Annotated in this window: 17 protein-coding genes; 7 read left to right on the top strand and 10 right to left on the bottom strand. The window is 65.9% G+C overall.

Annotation, left to right across the window (positions count from 1 at the left end; translation table 11 throughout):
- Position 1: 1 nt before the first annotated feature.
- The gene (gene pgeF / locus ACSYS9_RS19310; RefSeq protein ID WP_049398202.1) at positions 2–772 is read right to left on the bottom strand and encodes a peptidoglycan editing factor PgeF; all 771 of its coding nucleotides are present in this window, start codon (positions 770–772) and stop codon (positions 2–4) included.
- The gene (gene rluD / locus ACSYS9_RS19315) at positions 772–1,761 is read right to left on the bottom strand and encodes a 23S rRNA pseudouridine(1911/1915/1917) synthase RluD (protein WP_080291790.1); all 990 of its coding nucleotides are present in this window, start codon (positions 1,759–1,761) and stop codon (positions 772–774) included. The genes pgeF and rluD overlap by 1 nt, the downstream gene beginning before the upstream one ends.
- 113 nt (positions 1,762–1,874) lie before the next feature.
- On the opposite strand from rluD, the gene ACSYS9_RS19320 reads away from it, so the two are divergent.
- Both ACSYS9_RS19320 and ACSYS9_RS19325 read left to right on the top strand, forming a co-directional pair.
- Positions 1,875–2,762, top strand: a complete 888-nt coding sequence (locus ACSYS9_RS19320) for an outer membrane protein assembly factor BamD (protein WP_029379759.1) — start codon at positions 1,875–1,877, stop codon at positions 2,760–2,762.
- 190 nt (positions 2,763–2,952) lie between these two features.
- Positions 2,953–4,155, top strand: a complete 1,203-nt coding sequence (locus tag ACSYS9_RS19325; protein ID WP_071229650.1) for a lipase family protein — start codon at positions 2,953–2,955, stop codon at positions 4,153–4,155.
- A gap of 489 nt (positions 4,156–4,644) precedes the next feature.
- Here the strand turns inward: ACSYS9_RS19325 and ACSYS9_RS19330 are convergent, their stop codons facing one another.
- From ACSYS9_RS19330 to sucC, 3 genes are all read right to left on the bottom strand, one after another.
- Entirely contained in the window at positions 4,645–6,279 is a 1,635-nt protein-coding gene (locus ACSYS9_RS19330) for an NAD+ synthase (protein ID WP_071229649.1), read from the bottom strand.
- 224 nt (positions 6,280–6,503) lie between these two features.
- Positions 6,504–7,379 carry a succinate--CoA ligase subunit alpha gene (gene sucD, locus ACSYS9_RS19335; RefSeq protein WP_005410793.1) on the bottom strand — a complete coding sequence of 292 codons (876 nt, stop codon included), beginning with the start codon at positions 7,377–7,379 and terminating at the stop codon, positions 6,504–6,506.
- A gap of 20 nt (positions 7,380–7,399) precedes the next feature.
- Positions 7,400–8,569 (bottom strand): ADP-forming succinate--CoA ligase subunit beta, encoded by a 1,170-nt coding sequence (gene sucC / locus ACSYS9_RS19340; protein WP_004154430.1) that lies wholly within the window; start codon positions 8,567–8,569, stop codon positions 7,400–7,402.
- Between the two features lie 405 nt (positions 8,570–8,974).
- On the opposite strand from sucC, the gene ACSYS9_RS19345 reads away from it, so the two are divergent.
- Both ACSYS9_RS19345 and ACSYS9_RS19350 read left to right on the top strand, forming a co-directional pair.
- The gene (locus tag ACSYS9_RS19345) at positions 8,975–10,588 is read left to right on the top strand and encodes a sensor histidine kinase (RefSeq protein WP_071229648.1); all 1,614 of its coding nucleotides are present in this window, start codon (positions 8,975–8,977) and stop codon (positions 10,586–10,588) included.
- 60 nt (positions 10,589–10,648) lie between these two features.
- Positions 10,649–12,022 (top strand): sigma-54-dependent transcriptional regulator, encoded by a 1,374-nt coding sequence (locus tag ACSYS9_RS19350; RefSeq protein WP_010481514.1) that lies wholly within the window; start codon positions 10,649–10,651, stop codon positions 12,020–12,022.
- A 522-nt stretch (positions 12,023–12,544) separates the two neighbouring features.
- Here ACSYS9_RS19350 and pilB read toward each other — a convergent pair.
- The gene (pilB, locus tag ACSYS9_RS19355) at positions 12,545–14,278 is read right to left on the bottom strand and encodes a type IV-A pilus assembly ATPase PilB (protein ID WP_071229647.1); all 1,734 of its coding nucleotides are present in this window, start codon (positions 14,276–14,278) and stop codon (positions 12,545–12,547) included.
- Positions 14,279–14,634: 356 nt separating this feature from the next.
- Complete coding sequence (locus tag ACSYS9_RS19360) at positions 14,635–15,051, bottom strand: pilin (RefSeq protein ID WP_071229646.1); 417 nt, start codon at positions 15,049–15,051, stop codon at positions 14,635–14,637.
- A 361-nt stretch (positions 15,052–15,412) separates the two neighbouring features.
- Here ACSYS9_RS19360 and ACSYS9_RS19365 point away from each other — a divergent pair, with 361 nt between their 5' ends.
- The 3 genes from ACSYS9_RS19365 to coaE are packed head-to-tail and all read left to right on the top strand — an operon-like array spanning position 15,413 to position 18,167.
- Complete coding sequence (locus ACSYS9_RS19365) at positions 15,413–16,672, top strand: type II secretion system F family protein (RefSeq protein ID WP_071229645.1); 1,260 nt, start codon at positions 15,413–15,415, stop codon at positions 16,670–16,672.
- 8 nt (positions 16,673–16,680) lie between these two features.
- A complete protein-coding gene (locus ACSYS9_RS19370; RefSeq protein ID WP_046985453.1) occupies positions 16,681–17,544 on the top strand; it encodes a prepilin peptidase in 864 nt (287 codons plus the stop codon).
- An 11-nt stretch (positions 17,545–17,555) separates the two neighbouring features.
- Entirely contained in the window at positions 17,556–18,167 is a 612-nt protein-coding gene (gene coaE / locus ACSYS9_RS19375; protein WP_071229644.1) for a dephospho-CoA kinase, read from the top strand.
- Between the two features lie 173 nt (positions 18,168–18,340).
- Here the strand turns inward: coaE and ACSYS9_RS19380 are convergent, their stop codons facing one another.
- From ACSYS9_RS19380 to ACSYS9_RS19390, 3 genes are read right to left on the bottom strand one after another with little or no spacing between them, the layout of a single operon-like run.
- The gene (locus ACSYS9_RS19380; RefSeq protein ID WP_032128829.1) at positions 18,341–19,708 is read right to left on the bottom strand and encodes a sensor histidine kinase; all 1,368 of its coding nucleotides are present in this window, start codon (positions 19,706–19,708) and stop codon (positions 18,341–18,343) included.
- A complete protein-coding gene (locus tag ACSYS9_RS19385) occupies positions 19,671–20,348 on the bottom strand; it encodes a response regulator transcription factor (RefSeq protein WP_071229643.1) in 678 nt (225 codons plus the stop codon). Before ACSYS9_RS19385 ends, ACSYS9_RS19380 begins: the two co-directional genes overlap by 38 nt.
- An 8-nt stretch (positions 20,349–20,356) precedes the next feature.
- Positions 20,357–20,830 (bottom strand): hypothetical protein, encoded by a 474-nt coding sequence (locus ACSYS9_RS19390; RefSeq protein ID WP_071229642.1) that lies wholly within the window; start codon positions 20,828–20,830, stop codon positions 20,357–20,359.
- Positions 20,831–20,885 lie beyond the last annotated feature (55 nt).

The following is a 20,885-nucleotide window of genomic DNA, read 5'->3' on the forward strand; positions in this document are numbered from 1 at the left end:
GTCAGGGCGCGATCCAGGCCAGGGTCGCCATGCGCCCGGTGCGACGGTCGCGCCGGTGCGAATACAGGTCCGGATCGGCCATCGTCGACACCGTGCCGCCATACACCTGCGCCGGGTCCATGCCCGCCGCCTGCAGGCGCTGACGTGCCAGGGCGAACAGGTCCACCTTCCAGTGCCCCGGGCGTGTCGCCACAAACGCCGCCTCGGCCGCCGGATCATGGCCGACGAAGGCGTGGAAGACCTCTTCGCCGATCTCGTAGTCGGCCGGCCCGGCCGCCGGGCCCAGCCACGCGCGCAGCTGCGCGGGCGGGGTCTGCATGGCGGCCACGGTGGCCTCCAGCATGCCGTCGGCCAGCCCACGCCAACCGGCATGGGCCGCGCCCACTTCGCTGCCATCGGCTGCGGCAAACACCACCGGCAGGCAGTCGGCGGTCAGGATCGCCAGCACCACGCCGGGCACCGAGGTCACCGCAGCGTCGGCCACCGGTTCGCTTGCGCCAGGCACCGGCGGCGTTGTGAAGCGCAGCACCGTGCTGCTGTGCACCTGGCGCAGCCAGTGCGGTGCCGAGGGCAGCGCCAGCCCCTGCTGCAGCAGCTGGCGGTTGTGCTCCACGTTGGCAGGGGTATCACCATCGGCCGCGTGCCGGTTGCCCAGGTTGAACTGCGCGAACGGCGCCGGCGAAATGCCCGCACCGTGCCGACGCGTGGTCAGCGCATGGACGCCCGGAGGCGCCGGCCAGTCCGCCTGCAGCAAAGGCAACGCGGCGGCCATCACCAGCGGTCCCGCTCGCGTGCGGCGAAGGCTTCGCTGTCTTCGCGCAGCACCTTCATCAGGTGCAGCATGTCGTCCGGCACCGGCGCGGTGTTGCGCACCGGCTCACCGGTGATCGGGTGCGTGAACTCCAGGGTCTCGGCGTGCAGGGCCTGGCGCTTGAAGCCGCGCAGCGCGGCTACCAGCTCATCGCTGGCGCCCTTGGGCAGCTTCAGCGCACCGCCGTACAGCGGGTCACCAATGATCGGATGGCGCACATGCGCCATGTGCACGCGGATCTGATGGGTACGGCCGGTTTCCAGGCGGCACTCCAGCGCAGTGTGCGCACGGAAGCGCTCGCGCAGGCGGTAATGGGTGATTGCTTCCTTGCCATCCTCGCGCACGGCCATCTTCAGGCGGTCGCGTGGGTGGCGGTCGATCGGGGCATCGGCGGTACCGCCGGCCACCAGCGCACCCATCACGATGGCCAGGTACTGGCGGTGCACGTCGCGCGCGGCCAGCTGCTCGACCAGTGCGGTCTGCGCTTCCAGGGTCTTGGCCACCACCATCACGCCGCTGGTGTCCTTGTCCAGGCGGTGCACGATGCCGGCGCGCGGCAGCACCGCCACCGAGGGGTCGCGGAACAGCAGGGCGTTGACCAGGGTGCCGCTGTGGTTGCCCGCGCCCGGGTGCACCACCAGGCCGACCGGCTTGTTGATCACCAGCAGGTGCTCGTCCTCGAACAGCACGTCCAGCGGGATGTCCTCCGGCTGGGCGTCGGTCTGGGTCTCGAGCACCACATTGAGGGTCACGAGCTCGCCGCCGCGCAGCGGATCGCGCGGGCGCACCTGGGCGCCGTCCAGCAGCACCTCACCGGCCTTGATCCACTCGGTCAGGCGCGAACGCGAGTATTCGGGGAACAGTTCGGCCACCACGGCGTCGAAACGACGGCCGGCAGCGGTGTCGGGGACGATGGCCTGGCGGGCCGATTCAGAGGGTTGTTCAGACATGGCAGGGGGCATTCTTTGAAATTTTGGGGTCCCGGCGGCCGGTTTCAGTCGCTGGACAGGACACTAGGCTATCATCGACCCTTCGTATTCCAGCCGCGTCCCGCCTCGACCCCATGATCCGACGCTCCGCCATGCTCTCCGCGCCCGTCCGCCTCACCGCCCTGCTGCTGGTGCTGGTCATCGCCGCCACCGGCTGCCACCGTGGTGCCAAGAAGGGTGATCGCCCCGATGAAGGGACGCCGGTCGAACAGTTGTACGAGAAGAGCCACAAGCTGATGCAGGGTGGCAACTGGAGCGGCGCCGAAGCCAGCTTCCGCCGCTTGGTGGCCCAGTATCCGTACGGTCCGTACACCGAGCAGGCGATGATCGAGACCGCCTACGCCCAGTACAAGGCCGGCAAGCACGATGACGCGGTGTCCAGCATCGACCGCTTCATCCGTACCTACCCGACCCATCGCAACATCGCGTACCTGTACTACCTGCGCGGCCTGGCCAACTCCAACCGCAGTACGGTTTTCCTGCGCCGCGTATGGTCGCTGGATGCCAGCCGTCGCGACCTGTCCACGCCGCACCAGGCGTATTCGGACTTCAACATCGTGGTGGACCGCTACCCCAACAGCCGCTACGCCGCCGATGCGCGCCAGCGCATGCTGGAGCTGCGTGACGTGTTCGCCCAGCATGAGCTGGACAACGCCCTGTACTACATGCGCCGCGGCGCCTGGGTCTCGGCCGCCGGCCGTGCCAACTACCTGCTGGAAACCTACCCGCAGAGCGCGTTCCAGTACGACGCCGTGGCTGTGCTGGCCGATTCCTACACCCACCTGGGCAACAAGACCCTGGCCGACGATGCCCGCCGCGTCCTGCAGCTGAACCAGCCGGACCACCCGTGGCTGGAAGGCAAGTGGCCGAAGTACCCGTGGATGATCCGCAAGCTGAACCCGTTCGCCGGCGAGAAATCCGCCAGCACCGGCCAGCGCAACGCGCGACTGGAAAAGAAGTAAGAGAGGGCCCCGAAAGGGGCCTTTTCTTTGTCGGTAGATCCACGCCATGCGTGGATGGTTCGTACGCCCATGGACCACGACACTAGGAATTCTACGAATTCCCGGCGGATGCGACGCCGGTCGCATCCCGCTCCGGCGACGCCCTCCACACTGCGGCGCAACGGCCATCCCGGCCGTGAAGGAGCGCCCCATGACCCTACCGCCCCCCCGTTTCCGCCCCCTCGCCTGCCTCCTTGCCACCGCCCTGCTGGCGCTGTCCTCGGGCCCCCTGGCTGCCGCACCGGGTGCACCGGGCGATCTGCTGTCTGCTGCCCCCTATCGCGCGTCATGGGTGCCGTCCAAGGCTGCGCAGGCCTACAAGCTCCACTACCGCACCCCGGATCTTCGCGGCCAGCTGGCCGAAGGCACCGGCCTGCTGTACCTGCCCGCCGGCGCGGCTCCAGCGGGCGGCTGGCCGGTGGTGTCCTGGGCACATGGCACCCAGGGCATCGCCGATCGCTGCGCGCCCTCGGTGTCCGGCCCCTACCAACCCGAACGCGACGGGCGCTTCCTCGATCAGTTCCTGGCCCAGGGCTATGCGGTGGTCGCCGCGGACTACCAGGGGCTCGGCAGCCCCGGCGAGCATGCCTATCTGCACGTCCGCACGGCCGCGCGCAATGCCATCGACCTGGTCAAGGCAAGCCGCCAGTATCTGGGCAACGCAACGCTGTCGCCGCGCTGGGTATCGGTTGGTCATTCACAGGGTGGCGCTGCAGCCCTCACAGCCGGGCATCTGGCGCCCACCTATGGTGGTCCTTCCCTGCACTACCGTGGCAGCTTCACCACCGGCACGCCCACCGCCGTCGAGCTGACCGCGCTGGTGATGAAGCCGGACAACCGCACCGCCAATCCTGGCGCGCTCAACGCGTATCACGCGTATCTGCTCGACGGTCTGTTGCAGGTTGCGCCACAGATCGACCGCGTCCTCAGCGACACCGGTCGCGCCCGCGTGGCAGTGGCACGCGAGCAGTGCCTGGGCGAACTGGCCACCACGCTGGACGGTGCGGATACCGGCAGCATGTTCACTGCACCGCTGACCAGCGTGCCGGGCATCTGGGCGGTGCTGTACGACTATCTCGGCGTACCGCGCCGCGGCTTCAGCCAACCGCTGATGCTGGGCCACGGCAGCGAAGACCGCGACGTGCCCTATCTGACCACCCTGCTGTATGCCGCAGGCCTGGCCCTGCGAGGCGAGCCGGTCGCGTTCCGGCGTTACCCGGTCGACCACCGCGGCACGCTGGATGCGGCGGCGGCGGATGGCCTGGCGTTTGTGCGGGCACGGCTGGGGGACGGACGCTTCAACGACGCTGCGGAAACTGCCAGCCTCGAACAGCTGCTTGAGGACGCCCAGTAGATCCACGCCATGCGTGGATGCTCGCTATACGGGTTGCCGGCCAGCGGCCGGCACTACCGAACGGAGTAGAGCCACGCCATGCGTGGATGCGCGGTATACGGGTTGCCGGCCAGCGGCCGGCACTACCGAACGGAGTAGAGCCACGCCATGCGTGGATGCGCGGTATGCGGGGTTGCCGGCCAGCGGCCGGCACTACCGAACGCAGTAGAGCCACGCCATGCGTGGATACGCGGTATGCGGGTTGCCGGCCAGCGGCCGGCACTACCGAACGCAGTAGAGCCACGCCATGCGTGGATACGCGGTACACGGGTTGCCGGCCAGCGGCCGGCACTACCGAACGCAGTAGAGCCACGCCATGCGTGGATGCGCGGTATGCGGGTTGCCGGCCAGCGGCCGGCACTACCGAACGCAGTAGAGCCATGCCATGCGTGGATGCGCGGTGTACGGGTTGCCGGCCAGCGGCCGGCACTACCCGCCAAAACCGCAGCTTCAGCCCTTGTAGCCGTTGCTGATCGGGTAACGACGCTCGCGGCCAAATGCCCGGCGCGAGACCTTCGGCCCCGGCGCGGCCTGGTGCCGCTTCCACTCGCTGATGCGCACCAGGCGCAGCACCCGGTCGACCACGGCCGCGTCGTAGCCGGCCGCAACGATCTCCGTGCGCGACTGCTCCTGGTCGATGTAGCGGTACAGGATGCCGTCCAGCACGTCATAGGCCGGCAGCGAATCCTGGTCCAGCTGGTTCTCGCGCAGCTCGGCCGACGGCGGGCGGCTGATCACGGCCGGCGGGATCACCGGCGCGCCGCCCACGGTGTTGCGCCACTTCGACAGCCCGAACACTTCGGTCTTGTACAGGTCCTTCAGCGGCGCATAGCCACCGCACATGTCGCCGTAGATGGTGGCGTAACCGACCGCGTATTCGCTTTTGTTGCCGGTGGTCAGCAGCAGGCCACCGAACTTGTTGGCCAGCGCCATCAGGATCACGCCACGGCTGCGCGACTGCAGGTTCTCTTCGGTCACGTCCGGCGCAGTGCCTTCGAACATCGGCGCCAGCGATTCCATCAGGCCCTTGAACGCCGGCTCGATCGATACCGCCTCCAGCTTCACGCCCAGTGCCTGGCACTGTTCGGCGGCCAGGTCGTTGGACAGGCCCGCGGTATAGCGCGACGGCAACCGCACCGCGGTGATGTTTTCCGCGCCCATCGCGTCCACGGCCATGGCCAGCACCAGCGCCGAATCGATGCCGCCGGACAGGCCCAGCCACACCTTCTTGAAGCCGTTCTTGCGGCAGTAGTCCTGGATGCCACGGGTCACTGCGCGCCAGGCCAGCGCGTCCATGCTCTCGTCGCCATCGTCCATCCACACGTGCGGCATGAAGCGGCGGCTTTCACCGTCGTACTCCACCACCAGCCACTGGTCGACGAAGGCGGCGGCGGCCGGGTGCACGGTACCGTCGCCATCGGCCACCACCGAGGCGCCGTCGAACACCAGCGCGTCCTGGCCACCGACCACGTTGAGGTAGGCGATCGCCGCCCCGCTCTCACGGGTGCGTGCGGCCAGCACTGCATCGCGCTGGGCATGCTTGCCACGCTCGTAGGGCGAGGCATTCGGCACCACCACCAGCTGCGCACCGGCGCGCACGGTGTCGGCCAGCGGCTCGGCGAACCACAGGTCCTCGCAGATCAGCAGGCCTACCGGAATGCCGTTGACCTCGAACACGCAGCTGCCGCCATCCGGATCGACATCGAAGTAGCGGCGCTCGTCGAACACCGCATAGTTGGGCAGCTCGCGCTTGCGGTAGGTCTGCTCGACCAGGCCGTCACGCAGCACGCTGGCGGCGTTGTAGACCACCGCACCGGCCGCCTGCGGCCAACCGACCACGGCGGTGATGCCACGGCAGGCAGCAGCGATGCGGGCCATCGCCTGCTCGCACTCGTACAGGAAGCCCGGGCGCAGCAGCAGGTCTTCCGGCGGATAACCACTCACCGCCAGCTCGGGGAACATCACCAGCTCGGCGCCGTACTCGTCGCGCGCCTGGCCGATCATCTCGATGATGCGCTCGGTGTTGCCGGCGACATCGCCGACCGGGAAGTCGAACTGCGCCATCGCGATGCGGATCGAAGCCATGGGAATCCAGCCTGTGGTTGCAATGTGCCCATTGTAGCGCTGCGCCATGCGCGCGCCGGGCGCGCTCTCTGCGTGGACAGCCCCGGCTCAGTAGATCCACGCCATGCGTGGATGGGGTTACCGGGATGGTCAGGGCACCAGACGCAGGAAGGCCGCCCGGAGGCGGCCTTTCTGTTTGAAGCAAGAGCGTCAGTCGAGCATGGCTCGACTCTACACAAGCGGTCTTATTTCACCAGCTTGGCGATGGCAGCGCCCAGGTCGCCCGGCGAGCGGACGGTGACAACACCGGCAGCTTCCATGGCGGCGAACTTGCCTTCGGCAGTGCCCTTGCCGCCCGAGGCGATCGCACCGGCGTGGCCCATGCGCTTGCCGGCCGGAGCCGACGCACCGGCGATGAAACCGACGACCGGCTTCTTCACGTGGTTCTTGATGTACTCGGCGCCGGCTTCTTCAGCGTCACCGCCGATTTCGCCAACCATGATGATGCCTTCGGTCTGCGGGTCTTCGTTGAACAGCTTCAGGCAGTCAACGAAGTTCAGGCCGTTGATCGGGTCACCACCGATGCCGATGCAGGTGGACTGGCCCAGGCCGACTTCGGTGGTCTGCTTGACCGCTTCATAGGTCAGGGTGCCCGAACGCGACACGATGCCGATCTTGCCCGGCTGGTGGATGTGGCCCGGCATGATGCCGATCTTGCACTCACCCGGGGTGATGACGCCCGGGCAGTTCGGCCCGATCAGCACGGTGTCCGGATGCGAACGGGTCAGCACGTTCTTGACGCGCAGCATGTCCAGCACCGGGATGCCTTCGGTGATGCAGACGATGACCTTGATGCCGGCAGCAGCGGCTTCCAGGATCGCGTCGGCCGCGTACGGCGGCGGCACGTAGATGACCGAAGCGTTGGCGCCGGTGCTCTGCACGGCGTCGGCAACGGTGTTGAAGACCGGCAGGTCGATGTGGGTGGTGCCACCCTTGCCCGGGGTCACGCCGCCAACAACCTGGGTGCCGTACTCGATCATCTGAGTGGCGTGGAAGGTGCCCTGCTGGCCGGTGAAGCCCTGCACGATCACCTTGGTGTTCTTGTTAATCAAAACAGACATGGGAATTCCTTGGTGTCGAATCAGGCAGCGTTCTTGACAGCTTCAACGATCTTCTTGGCGCCATCGTTGATGTTGTCAGCCGGGATGATGGCCATGCCGCTGTCACGCAGCAGCTGCTTGCCTTCTTCCACGTTGGTGCCTTCCAGGCGCACCACGACCGGAACCTTGACGCCCACTTCCTTCACGGCGGCGATGATGCCTTCGGCAATCATGTCGCAGCGGACGATGCCGCCGAAGATGTTGACGAAGATGCCTTCAACCTTGTCCGAGGACAGGATCAGCTTGAACGCTTCGATGACGCGCTGCTTGTTGGCACCGCCGCCCACGTCCAGGAAGTTCGCCGGCTCGCCGCCGTTGAGCTTGATGACGTCCATGGTGGCCATGGCCAGGCCTGCGCCGTTGACCATGCAGCCGATGTTGCCGTCCATGGTGACGTAGTTGATGTCCAGCTCCGAAGCGATCACTTCGGTCGGATCTTCCTGGGTCTTGTCGCGCATGGCGACCAGGGCCTTCTGGCGGAACGCGGCGTTGTCGTCGCTGTCGAACTTGCCGTCCAGCGCGTACAGGTTGCCGTCGTCCAGGATGGCCAGCGGGTTGATTTCAACCAGCGCCAGGTCCTTTTCGTTGAACAGGCGGTACAGGTTCACCATGATGCTGGCGAACTGGCCGGCCTGCTTGGCGGTCAGGCCCAGCTTGAAGCCGAAATCACGGCCGTGGTAACCCTGCACGCCTTCGACGAAGTCGACGTTCAGCGAGTGGATCAGCTCCGGGGTTTCAGCGGCGACCTGCTCGATCTCCACGCCGCCTTCCGAAGAGGCGATGTAGGTGATGGTCTTGGTGCCACGGTCGACCAGCACCGACAGGTACAGTTCCTTGACGATCTCGCCGGCGGTGGTCACCAGCACCAGGTTGACCGGCAGTTCAACGCCAGCGGTCTGGTAGGTGGCCATCTTGGTGCCGAGCATCTTGGCCGCAGCGGCCTTCACGTCGTCGGTGGTCTTGCAGAACTTGACGCCGCCAGCCTTGCCGCGGCCGCCAGCGTGGATCTGCGCCTTGACCATCCAGGGGCCCTGGCCCAGGGAGTTGGCAGCGGCAACCGCTTCGTCCGGGGTCGCAGCGACCTTGCCGGCCGGGACCGGGATGCCGTACTCGGCAAGCAGTTGTTTTGACTGGTATTCGTGGAAATTCATGCGTCACCGTGGGAATAGGAACGACCGCACGCAATTCCTCAGGGCCCCGGCGGGGCGCCGGCATGGACCGCGGCGGGCCCACTATTGTGGCCGAGCCGGCGCCGGGGCGCAAAGAAGTCTGTACAAAACGCCACACCCGGCCAGATTTCCACCGCCATTCAGGCAGTTGCGCCCGGGCCGGCGTTGGCCACCTGTATCCACGGCAGGCCAAATGCGCGATCCGGGCGGCTCCGGCGGCGTCCTGCCGGGGGCCCTATACTGGTCAACCAAGGTGTGTAGTGTCGGGCTTGCCCGGCGGCTTCCGCCGCAGGCCACATAGAAGCGACGAACCCGCCCGGCTTCAGGGGATGCCAGGCAGGGCCGCCGCAGATTCCAGACCCAGGCAGCCAGAAGGGGAGTTCCGGCGTGTCACCCAGTGCTTCATTGATCGACCGCATCGAATCGATTCCGCGGCGTGAGCTGTACTTCTTCGCGCTGTACCGGGTGCTGATCGCCGCGGTCATCGCCGGCCTGCTCTACAGCCCCCTGTCCGGCATGGTCGGCGAGGCCCATCACCCGCGTCTGGCCGATACCGTCGCGGCGATATATCTGCTGCTGTCGCTGCTGGCCCTGGCGATCGGCCGCAACGAACGCTGGCTGCGCCCGATCGTGGTCAGCAGCGTGCTGGTGGACATCATCGCCGCCACCCTGCTGGCGCATGCCCTACCCGGTGCCAGCGCCGGCATCTCGATGTCGCTGCTGTTCAACATCGCCGCCGCCGCCACCCTGCTGCCGCTGAGCTGGGGCCTGGGCCTGGCGGTTGCTGCCAGCCTGGCCACCGGTACCGAATACCTCTGGAAGGTGCTCGAAGGCGGTGACCCCACCCGCACGCTGGCCGAGCTGGCCATGTTCGCCACCAGCTACCTGGCGCTGGCCTTCATCAGCTACCAGGTGGGCAACCGCGCGCGCCGCAACCAGCAGCTGGCCAACCAGCGCGGCGACGAAGTGGCCAACCTGTTCCAGATCAACGAACTGATCATCCGCCGCATGCGCACCGGCGTGCTGGTGGTGGACGCCGACAACCGCATCACCCTGGCCAATGAAGCGGCCTCGATGCTGCTCGGCGACAACGACGGCATCGGTGAGACGGGACGCCTGGATCTGGCCAGTGCTGCGCCGGAACTGGCGCGCCGTCTGCAGCGCTGGCGCAACGGCTGGGCCCAGGACGAACTGCCGCTGCAGCTCAACCCCGACCAGCCGGAAGTGCAACCGCGCTTCGCCCGCCTGCTGGCCGGCAGCGAACTGGCGCTGGTATTCCTGGACGACTCCAGCGTGGTCTCGCGGCGCGCCGAATCGCTCACCCTGTCGGCGATGGGCCGCTTCTCGGCCAGCCTCGCCCATGAAATCCGCAATCCGCTGGCGGCGATCAACTACGCCGTGCAGCTGCTGGAGGAAGGCACCGGTTTCAACGAAAGCGACCGCCGCCTGCTGCAGATCATCCGCCAGCAATGCCAGCGCACCAACGGCATCGTCGAGAGCGTGCTGGGGCTGGCACGGCGCGAGCGCGCCACACCCGAGAACGTCGACCTGGTCGCCTTCGTGCGCCGCTTCGTGCTGGAGTACAAGCAGGGCCAGACGCTGGAAACCGACAGCATCGAACCGATCATCAGCGACACAGCGGTGATGGCCCAGGTCGACAGCAAACACCTGTACCAGGTGCTCACCGTGCTGGCGCACAACGCACTGAAGTACGGCCGCATCGGCCAGCAGCCGGCGCGCGTGCGCCTGCGCGTGGCGCAGCACGAGCGCAGCGCGGTGATCGACGTGATGGACCGTGGCCCCGGCATTCCCGAGAGCGTGGCCGCACAGCTGTTCCGCCCGTTCTTCACTACCTCCGAGCACGGCACCGGGCTGGGCCTGTATATCGCCCGCGAGTTGTGCCGCGCCAACCAGGCACGGCTCGACTACATCCCGGTGCCGGCAGGAGGCTCGTGCTTCCGCCTGGTGCTGCCCGGCCCGCACACGCTGTTGCCCACCTGATTCCAAATCTGTGCGTCAAACATTTGTCGCTTCCAGCCCCCTCGTTTATCTTTCACGCCCATGAACGAAACCCGCAGCGCCCTCGTCGTCGACGATGAACGCGACATCCGCGAACTGCTGGTACTGACCCTCGGCCGCATGGGGCTGCGCATCAGTACTGCCGCCAACCTGGCCGAAGCGCGCGAGCTGCTGGCCAGCAACCCGTACGACCTGTGCATCACCGACATGCGCCTTCCGGATGGCAACGGCATCGAGCTGGTCAGCGAGATCGCCCAGCACTACCCGCGCACACCGGTGGCGATGATCACCGCATTCGGCAGCATGGACCTGGCCGTGGAAGCGCTGAAGGCCGGCGCCTTCGACTTCGTCAGCAAGCCGGTGGACATCTCGGTGCTGCGCGGCCTGGTCAAGCACGCGCTGGAACTCAACAACACCGAACGCCCTGCGCCCGGCCCCGCCACCGAACAGGCTGCACGCCTGCTCGGCGCTTCACCGGCCATGGACGTTCTGCGCACCACCATCGGCAAGGTCGCGCGCAGCCAGGCGCCGGTCTACATCCTCGGTGAATCGGGCGTGGGCAAGGAACTGGTCGCGCGCACCATCCACGCCCAGGGCGCGCGTGCGGCTGGTCCGTTCGTGCCGGTCAACTGCGGTGCCATTCCCGGCGAGCTGATGGAGAGCGAGTTCTTTGGCCACCGCAAAGGCAGCTTCAGCGGCGCGCATGCCGACAAGCCCGGCCTGTTCCAGGCGGCACACGGCGGCACCCTGTTCCTGGACGAAGTGGCCGAGCTGCCGCTGCAGATGCAGGTGAAGCTGCTGCGCGCGATCCAGGAGAAGTCGGTGCGCGCGGTCGGTGCGGCCAACGAAGAGCCGGTGGACGTACGCATCCTCTCTGCCACCCACAAGGACCTGGCCGAGCTGGTCGAAGATGGGCGCTTCCGCCACGACCTGTACTACCGCATCAACGTGATCGAACTGAAGGTGCCGCCGCTGCGCGAGCGCCGCCAGGACCTGCCGGAACTGGCTGCCGCCGTGCTGGCGCGGCTGGCCCGCAGCCACGGCCGCGCCACACCGCTGCTGGCGCCATCGGCGCTGGAAGCGCTGGCCCACTATGCGTTCCCGGGCAATGTGCGCGAGCTGGAGAACATTCTGGAGCGCGCGCTTGCACTGGCCGAAGAAGATCGCATTGGTGCCGACGACCTGCGCCTGCCGCAGCACGCCCCGCGAGCGCCCGGCGGCGCAGCACCCGCAGAAGCCGTGGCAGACCTGCAGCCGGGCGGCGCCGCCCTGCCCTCGTACATCGAGCAGCTGGAACGCAGCGCCATCCAGCGCGCGCTGGAAGAGAACCGCTGGAACAAGACCCGCACGGCTGCGCAGCTGGGGATTACCTTCCGCGCGCTGCGCTACAAGCTGAAGAAGCTGGGGATGGAGTAAGGGCCGAACGGCCCTGGTAGGCGCCAACCTTGGTTGGCGTGCGCCGCCGCGCCATCCACGCATGGCGTGGATCCACCCTCCAACGCGGTAGTGCCGGCCGCTGGCCGGCAACCCCCATGCATCGCATCATCCACGCATGGCGTGGATCTACCCACCAACGTGGTAGTGCCGGCCGCTGGCCGGCAACCCCATGCATCGCGTCATCCACGCATGGCGTGGATCTACCCACCAACGTGGTAGTGCCGGCCGCTGGCCGGCAACCTCATGCATCGCGTCATCCACGCATGGCGTGGATCTACCCACCAACGCGGTAGTGCCGGCCGCTGGCCGGCAACCTCATGCATCGCGCCATCCACGCATGGAGTGGATCTACCCACCAACGTGGTAGTGCCGGCCGCTGGCCGGCAACCTCATGCATCGCGTCATCCACGCATGGCGTGGATCTACCCACCAACGTGGTAGTGCCGGCCGCTGGCCGGCAACCTCATGCATCGCGTCATCCACGCATGGCGTGGATCTACCTCAATCCTTGGTAACGCGATTGATCTCGGCCAGGCTGGTCACACCCGCTGCCGCCTTCTTCAACGCCGACTGCCGCAGGTCATTCACCCCGATCTGCTGCGCCGCCTCGGCAATCTGCAGTGCGTTGCCGCCGGCCAGCACGATGGTGGCGATCTCATCGGTCATCGGCATCACCTGGTAGATACCGGTTCGGCCCTTGTAGCCCTCGGTGCACTCATCGCAGCCCACCGCCTCGTACAACTGGATGCCCGCATCCAGCTGCGCCTGGGTGAAGCCCTCGGCCAGCAGCGCGTGCTCCGGCAGGTTGGCCGGTCGCTTGCAGTTGCCGCACAACCTGCGCGCCAGACGCTGGGCGATCACCAGCGTCACCGAGCTGGTGATGTTGTACGGCGCGATACCCATGTTCATCAGACGCGCGATGGTCTGCGGCGCATCGTTGGTATGCAGCGTGGACAGCACCATGTGGCCGGTCTGCGCCGCCTTGATCGCAATCTCGGCCGTCTCCAGGTCGCGGATTTCGCCGACCATGATGATGTCCGGATCCTGTCGCAGGAACGAGCGCAGCGCGGCAGCGAAGGTCATGCCGCGCTTGTTGTTCTGCTGCACCTGGTTGACGCCGGGCAAGCGGATTTCCACCGGGTCTTCGGCGGTGGAGATGTTGCGCGTCTCATCGTTGAGGATGCCCAGCGCGGTATACAGCGACACGGTCTTGCCCGAACCGGTCGGGCCGGTCACCAGCACCATGCCGTACGGCTTGTGGATGGCGTCGTGGAACAGCTTCTGCTGGTCCGGTTCGTAGCCCAGCTTGTCGATGCCCAGCTTGGCCGCGCTGCCATCCAGGATACGCAGCACCACCTTTTCACCGAACAGGGTCGGCAGCGTACTGACGCGGAAGTCGATCTGCTTGGTCTTGGACAGGTTCAGCTTGATGCGCCCGTCCTGCGGCACGCGCTTCTCGGCGATATCCAGCTGCGCCATCACCTTCAGGCGCGCGGCGATGCGCTGGTTCAACTTCACCGGCGCGCGCGCCACCATCTTCAGCAGGCCGTCGATGCGCAGGCGCACGCGGTAGTCGTCTTCGTAAGGCTCGAAATGGATGTCCGATGCGCCCTTGCGGATGGCATCGACCAACACCTTATTGACGAACTTCACCACCGGGGTGTCGTCGCCCTTGGCGTCGATGCCGGAGTCGCCGCTGCTGGCGCCGAGATCTTCGTCACCGGCCGCGACATCCAGGTTGCCCATGCCCTCGTCATCGCCACCCAGTGCGTTGCCGATGGCATCGTGGCTGGCGTGCCACTGCTCGAGCGTGCGGCGGATCTGGTCCTCATCGACCAGAATCGGCTCCACCACCAGATTGGTGTGGAACTTGATCTCGTCCAGCGCATGGGTCGGGTTGCTGGTACCCACGAACAGCTTGCCGCCGCGCTTGAACAACGGCAATACGTTGTGCTTGCGCAGCAGCTCCTCGCTGACCAGGCTCATCGCGTTCTGGCTGGCATCGAACGTGGAAACATCGAACAGCGGCATGCCGAACTCGACCGCGTTGGCGGCGGCGAGCTGCGAGGCACTGACCAGCTTGTTCTGCGCGAACCACGTAGGCAGCGGCTGGCGGGCAGCCGCCGCCTTGGCCATGGCGTCGCGGGCGGAGGCCTCGTCCAAGGCACCGTCCTGGACCAAGCGACGGGCCAAGCCGGTGATGCCGACAAGGTTGGCGGTGATTGCGGCGTTCATGCAGCTCCTCCGGCGGCCTCCGAACTACAGGTGAGGCGTAACATACTCAAACAACAATGCTCCCTCGCACTTCCGAAAGCGGGTGACGACAATTTGCCGACCAGAGTTATCAAGAACATATAGATGACCTCTTCGCATGCACCCCATATCCGCGCCTAGCCACACGGAACCGCGCCAAGTCTACAAACGACTATTAAGCTGGCAGACATCCGACGACCTAGGAGTGAACATAGTTCATTTCCTGCCCAAAAAAAGAACCCGGTGCGCTAGCACCGGGCCCTTAGCTGTTGCAGTGCATCCTATTGGCAGGATCACGCTAATGACCGTTGCCGATGCTGGGGAAATAGCCTGCTAGATCAGGTGCCCGCGCCTGCCTGGCAAGTACCCGGAAGGTACTTTTTATCAACGGTACCGCCACAAACCCAAGTGACCTGACCATTAGTCTGGAGGGTAGCAGTCAAATAGACGCTACCAGTGGCGCCACTGACCTTCGAAACTGCCTCAACTCGCTTATTGGTAGCATCCCAGGCAACGCTAGTCACATAATCCGAGGCTTGCGTCTCGGGGGTCCAACCGGCCGGAGGCAGCGAACCATTGCCGGCAGCATATTCGGAGACAGAGGTTCGAACGGACGAAGCAGCGAGGATAACCTCAGAGACCTTAGCCTTCTTGGTGTAGTCACTGTACGCCGGCAGCGCGATGGCAGCCAGGATGGCGATGATCGCGACAACGATCATCAGTTCGATCAGGGTGAAGCCCTTCTGGTTCTTCATGGTGGTACATCCCCAAGATAAGTGGTGGTTGATGTCGGGGGTGGCTGCCGGCCGGTCAGACGACCGGATGAGCAGGCTGCCCGTCCCCGCGGGTGGATCAACGCAGGTTACGTGCCAATCTCCCATGGCAGCGTCTCCCCGATTTCCCCGCGCCAATGATGGCAGCAATTTCGCGGATGGGAACCCCCCAGAAGCGAATCTGCGATGGACGCGGCAATGTGACGCGGTACGTCACCTTTCGTCTCGCCAGGTCGAAAACCCTGCGCGGCGTCACGCCGGCAGGCTCCCCGGACGGCCCTGAACCGGCTACCATCGCCGGTCAGGATACCCGCCTGGGGATGGCGGGCCTTGGGGAGCCAACATGTCTGTCAGTCGCAGTGCGATCAAGAAAGAGCCCGTGGCGCGTAGCACCATGGAGCTGCAGCCGTTTGTCTGGGAGGGGACCGACAAGCGGGGTATCAAGATGAAGGGCGAGCAGTTGGCGAAGAACGCCAATCTGCTGCGCGCCGAACTACGCAAGCAGGGGATCAACCCCGGCCAGGTCAAGCCCAAACCGAAGCCGCTGTTCGGTGCGGCCGGCAAGCCTGTGGGCGCCAAGGACATTGCGTTCTTCAGCCGACAAATGGCGACGATGATGAAGTCCGGTGTGCCGATCGTCTCGGCACTGGAAATCATCGGCAGCGGGCACAAGAACCCGCGCATGAAGAAGATGGTGGACGGGATCCGCGCCGACATCGAGGGCGGCTCTTCTCTGAACGAGGCGATCAGCCGTCACCCTGTCCAGTTCGACGAGCTCTACCGCAACCTGGTACGCGCCGGTGAAAGCGCCGGTGTACTGGAAACGGTGCTGGACACGATTGCCTCCTACAAGGAGAACATCGAAGCATTGAAGGGCAAGATCAAGAAGGCTCTGTTCTACCCGGCCATGGTGCTGGTGGTGGCCTTTCTGGTCAGCACCATCCTGCTGGTCTGGGTGGTGCCGCAGTTCGAGGAGGTCTTCAAGAGCTTCGGCGCCGACCTTCCGGCCTTCACCCAGATGGTGGTGAACCTGTCCCGCTTCATGGTGTCGTGGTGGTGGCTGATGGCCATTGTCATGATCGGATCCGTGGTCGCCATCGCCATGACCTACCGGCGCTCGGAGAAGATGCAGCACACGGTCGACCGGCTGATACTGAAGGTTCCCGTGATCGGCCAGATCATGCATAACAGCTCGATTGCTCGATTCGCACGGACCACGGCGGTAACCTTCAAGGCCGGCGTGCCGCTGGTGGAGGCGCTGGGCATCGTGGCTGGCGCCACCGGCAACAAGGTCTATGCTGAGGGTGTGCTGCGGATGCGCGACGACGTCTCGGTGGGCTACCCGGTCAACATGGCCATGAAGCAGCTGAACCTGTTCCCGCACATGGTCATCCAGATGACCGGCATCGGCGAAGAGGCGGGCGCCCTGGACGCCATGTTGTTCAAGGTGGCTGAATACTACGAGCAGGAAGTGAACAATGCCGTGGATGCCTTGAGCAGCCTGCTGGAACCGATGATCATGGTGTTCATTGGTACCATTGTCGGTGGCTTGGTCATCGCGATGTACCTGCCCATCTTCAAACTCGGCGCCGTCGTCGGCTAAAGGTATCAATGGCATTTCTCGACCAGCACCCCGGCCTCGGCTACCCCGCCGCGGCCGCCCTGGGACTGCTGCTGGGCAGTTTCCTGAACGTGGTCATCCTGCGGCTGCCCAAGCGGCTGGAGTGGCAGTGGAAGCGCGATGCGCGCGAAGTCCTGGAGGAACCGGACTTCTATGAACCACCCCCACCGGGGATCGTGGTGGAGCCATCGCACTGCCCGCACTGCAAGCACAAGCTGAGCTGGTACGAGAACATCCCGCTGTTCAGCTGGATCATCCAGGGTGGCAAGTGCCGCCACTGCAAGGCGCCGATCTCGCTGCAGTACCCGCTGGTGGAGGCGCTGACCTCGGTGCTGGTGCTGGCATGCGTCTGGCAGTTCGGCTTCGGCTGGCAGGGCTTCGGCGCCATCGTGCTGACCTGCTTCCTGATCGCCCTGTCCGGCATCGACCTGCGCACCCAGCTGCTGCCCGACCAGCTCACCCTGCCGCTGATGTGGCTGGGGCTGATAGGCAGCATCGACAACCTGTACATGCCGGCCAAGCCCGCCCTGGTGGGCGCGGCGGTGGGCTATCTGTCGCTGTGGACGGTCTGGTGGCTGTTCAAGCAGCTGACCGGCAAGGAGGGCATGGGCCACGGCGACTTCAAACTGCTGGCAGCCCTGGGCGCCTGGTGTGGCCTGAAGGGCATCCTGCCGATCATCCTGCTGTCGTCGGTGCTGGGCGCCATCATCGGCTCGATCTGGCTGTACAGCCGGGGCCGTGACCGCGCCACGCCGATTCCGTTCGGCCCTTACCTGGCCATTGCCGGCTGGTTGTACTTCATGTGGGGTGCGCCGCTGGTGGAGCAGTACATGGTGATGAGCGGGCTGCGCTGAGGGGAGGCCCCATGAGCCGCTATGTGGTTGGCCTGACCGGTGGCATCGCCTCGGGCAAGAGTGAAGTGACCCGGCGCTTCGAAGCGCTGGGCATCGTGGTGGCCGACGCCGACCTGGCCGCCCGGGCCGTGGTGGCTGCCGACAGCCCGGCGCTGGCCCGCATTGCCGAGCGTTTCGGCGCCGACATGCTGCTGGCCGACGGCGGCCTGGACCGGGCCCGCCTGCGCGCCCACGTCTTTGCCGATCCGGCCGAGCGGACGGCGCTGGAAGCCATCACCCACCCGGCCATCCGCCTGCTGATGCAACAGCAGTGCGAGCAGGCTGAGAGCCCCTATGCGATTGCGGCCATTCCGCTGCTGACCGAGGTGGGCGGGCGGAAGGCCTATCCTTGGTTGGACCGGGTATTGCTGGTGGATGCACCGGAAGCCGTGCAGCACGCCCGGCTGATGCAGCGCGATGGCATTGATGCTGCGCTGGCCGACCGGATGATTGCGGCGCAGGCCAGCCGTGCGCAGCGCTTGGCGCTGGCCGATGACGTGGTGGTCAATGACGGGCAGCCGGAGGACCTGAAGGTGCAGGTGGAACAGCTGCATGCGCAGTATCTGGGCTTGGCCGGGGGGTGAGGCCTGGTTGCCGGCCAGCGGCCGGCACTACCGAAGCGCATCCACGCATGGCGTGGATCTACACGCGCGGGGCGCGCCAGCGATCACGGTGGTGGCACAAGCGACACAGGGCGCGATGCAAGGTCGGCGGGGTTCGTGCCGACCAAGGTCGGCACCCACCAAAGCAGGGGCCCTTACAACGGCTTCGGCGAGAACGTCAGGGTGGCGATCACGCCACGCTGGCCGCCGGGGCGCACGCTTACCTGCCAGCCGTACAGGTCGCACAGGCGGCTGACGATCGACAGGCCGATGCCGCCGCCCTGCGAGTGGCCGGCATGCGTGCCGCGGTAGCCACGCTGGAACAGCTTGGCCGCGTCTTCCTCGCTCAGGCCCGGGCCACTGTCAGTTACCGACACCGAGTTGGTGCCGACGAACACGCGTACCTCGCCGTCCTGCGAGTACTTCACGGCGTTGCCGATCAGGTTGCCCAGTGCCACCGACAACGCCGCCTCGGGCGCGTCGATCACCAGATTGCGCTCACCTTCCAGCAGCAGCTCCAGTGGCTTGCCACCCAGCTGCGCACGGTGTGCGTCCAGCAGCTGCTCGGCCACGCGGGCGACGTTGCTGGTGCCCTGCCCGCGCTCGTTGCGCGACAGCAGCAGCAGCGCGCCGATCAGATCGCTGCACTGCTGTTCGGCGCGCTGGATGCGCTGCAGGCGCTGCAGCACCTTCTCGTCCAGGCCGGGCCGGGTCAGCAGCAGCTCGGTGGCGCCACGGATCACTGCCAGCGGCGTGCGCAGCTCATGGCTGACATCTGCATTGAATTCGCGGTCGCGCTGCACCACTTCGGTCAGCCGCGAGGAATAGTCGTCCAGCGCCTGGGCCAGCTGCCCCACTTCGTCGTCGGGGAAGCGTGGCGCCAACGGCTCGGGATCACTGGTGCCGCCGCGATAGGCACGCAGCCGCGCGGCCAGATCCGACACCGGCTTCATCACCTTCGAGGCCGACCACCAGCCCAGCACCAGCGACAGCACGCTGAACACCAGCACCGACAGCACCAGCGCGCGGTTGAGCTGCTTGCCGCCGCGCACGCTGTCGGTCATGTCATAGGCGAGGAAGAACCAGGCGTCGGGCGTCTTGCGTACGGCCAGCTTGTAGGAGTACGGCTCACCGTGCTCATCGCCGCTGACGCTGTGGATGCCATCGGAGAAGCCCGCCCACTGCGCGCGCTCTTCGCGCACCCGGTCGAACTTGTCCTTCGAATAGGCATAGGCCTTGATCTGCAGCACCGGTGCGTCCGGGTTGTGCCCGGGGTGCTCGTAATAGCGGCGCGCATACTCGTCGATGTTGCGGTTCATCAGCTCTTCCACCAGCTGGTTTTCCACGCGCAGGCGGGCCCAGTTGGTGGCGAACGCAAACAGTGTCGTCAGGCAGAAGCCCAACAACACGAACGAAACGATGATGCGGCTGCGCAGGCGCCGCCGATAAGGCGTGCGCCGGCGCTCCCCCTTGGTTGCCACCGAATCAGGCTTCCGGGGGGGCGATGCGGTATCCGATGCCATGGCGGGTCTGGATCAGCGGCACTTCAAACGGCTTGTCGACCACCGCGCGCAGGCCATGGATGTGCACGCGCAGGGAATCCGAATCGGGCAGTTCTTCACCCCACACACGGGTTTCCAGCTCCTGGCGGGTCACCACGGCCGGGGCCGCTTCCATCAGCGCCTGCAGGATCTTCAGTGCGGTCGGGTTGAGCTGCAGCAGCTTGCCCTGGCGGCGCACTTCCAGCGTATCCAGGTTGTATTCCAGATCGCCGGTTTCCAGCACGCGGGTCTGCACGCCCTTGCCGCGTCGCGACAGGGCGTTCAGTCGCACTTCCACTTCCTGCAGCGCGAACGGCTTGATCAGGTAGTCGTCCGCGCCGGAATCGAAGCCGGCCAGCTTGTTGTCCAGCGAATCGCGGGCGGTGAGCATCAGTACCGGGGTCTGCTTGCGCGCTTCATTGCGCAACTTGCGGCAGACCTCGATGCCGTCCATGCCTGGCAGATTGAGATCCAGCACGATCGCGTCGAACTCGTGCACCACGGCCAGGTGCAGACCGGTAACCCCGTCAGCCGCGAAGTCCACGGTGTGGCCCCGGTCCTCCAGGTAGTCGCCCAGGTTGGCCGCAATGTCGCTGTTGTCTTCGATTACCAGGATTCTCACTGTCACCTCTAATTTACGAATTTGCCGATGCGCTGGGCCTGGCCCATATCACGCTGTGCCTTGTCCTTCCGCCGGGCGCGCTCGGCAACGGTAGTGCACTGCGTCGTGGACCGGTTCGAACCCGTGGCCTTTTCACGTTGGCATATTAGACGACTATCTTCACGTGCCTGTGTCAAAACCGTGTTCACGATCTGCTGGTCGTTGAAGACATCGGTTCGTACCTGTTCAGGCATGGAATCGCGGTCAGGATGCTGCTCGACAGCCGTACGCATGCGCACCAGCGCCTCGCGTACGCGGCTGCGGTCGGTCTGCTTCAGTTCGCTGTAGGTCTCGCCATCGTTGAGTTCGATTTCGATGCGCTCGATCTGCTGCTGCAGCGGCTTGCCGGGGATAAAGACCTCACCGGACTGGTTCGATGCAGAGGCGGCGGTGGCCAGGGTCAGGCCCGAGATCAGGACCGCCGACATCAGGAGGGACTTCATGACAAACGAATCCTTGTTTGAGTTGAGTGTTGACTGTATTCGCACCACCTTCACG

Origin of the sequence: Stenotrophomonas sp. STK17_22 (assembly GCF_051983905.1) — a bacterium.
Lineage (GTDB): Bacteria > Pseudomonadota > Gammaproteobacteria > Xanthomonadales > Xanthomonadaceae > Stenotrophomonas > Stenotrophomonas maltophilia_A.

Coding starts and splice junctions, on each gene's coding strand:
- sucD (WP_005410793.1), bottom strand. CDS start 7,379: ATGTCTGTTTTGATTAACAAGAACACCAAGGTGATCGTGCAGGGCTTC.
- pilB (WP_071229647.1), bottom strand. CDS start 14,278: ATGAACGCCGCAATCACCGCCAACCTTGTCGGCATCACCGGCTTGGCC.
- ACSYS9_RS19380 (WP_032128829.1), bottom strand. CDS start 19,708: ATGGCATCGGATACCGCATCGCCCCCCCGGAAGCCTGATTCGGTGGCA.
- ACSYS9_RS19365 (WP_071229645.1), top strand. CDS start 15,413: ATGTCTGTCAGTCGCAGTGCGATCAAGAAAGAGCCCGTGGCGCGTAGC.
- ACSYS9_RS19350 (WP_010481514.1), top strand. CDS start 10,649: ATGAACGAAACCCGCAGCGCCCTCGTCGTCGACGATGAACGCGACATC.
- coaE (WP_071229644.1), top strand. CDS start 17,556: ATGAGCCGCTATGTGGTTGGCCTGACCGGTGGCATCGCCTCGGGCAAG.
- ACSYS9_RS19360 (WP_071229646.1), bottom strand. CDS start 15,051: ATGAAGAACCAGAAGGGCTTCACCCTGATCGAACTGATGATCGTTGTC.
- ACSYS9_RS19370 (WP_046985453.1), top strand. CDS start 16,681: ATGGCATTTCTCGACCAGCACCCCGGCCTCGGCTACCCCGCCGCGGCC.
- ACSYS9_RS19330 (WP_071229649.1), bottom strand. CDS start 6,279: ATGGCTTCGATCCGCATCGCGATGGCGCAGTTCGACTTCCCGGTCGGC.
- pgeF (WP_049398202.1), bottom strand. CDS start 772: ATGGCCGCCGCGTTGCCTTTGCTGCAGGCGGACTGGCCGGCGCCTCCG.
- ACSYS9_RS19325 (WP_071229650.1), top strand. CDS start 2,953: ATGACCCTACCGCCCCCCCGTTTCCGCCCCCTCGCCTGCCTCCTTGCC.
- ACSYS9_RS19320 (WP_029379759.1), top strand. CDS start 1,875: ATGATCCGACGCTCCGCCATGCTCTCCGCGCCCGTCCGCCTCACCGCC.
- rluD (WP_080291790.1), bottom strand. CDS start 1,761: ATGTCTGAACAACCCTCTGAATCGGCCCGCCAGGCCATCGTCCCCGAC.
- sucC (WP_004154430.1), bottom strand. CDS start 8,569: ATGAATTTCCACGAATACCAGTCAAAACAACTGCTTGCCGAGTACGGC.
- ACSYS9_RS19390 (WP_071229642.1), bottom strand. CDS start 20,830: ATGAAGTCCCTCCTGATGTCGGCGGTCCTGATCTCGGGCCTGACCCTG.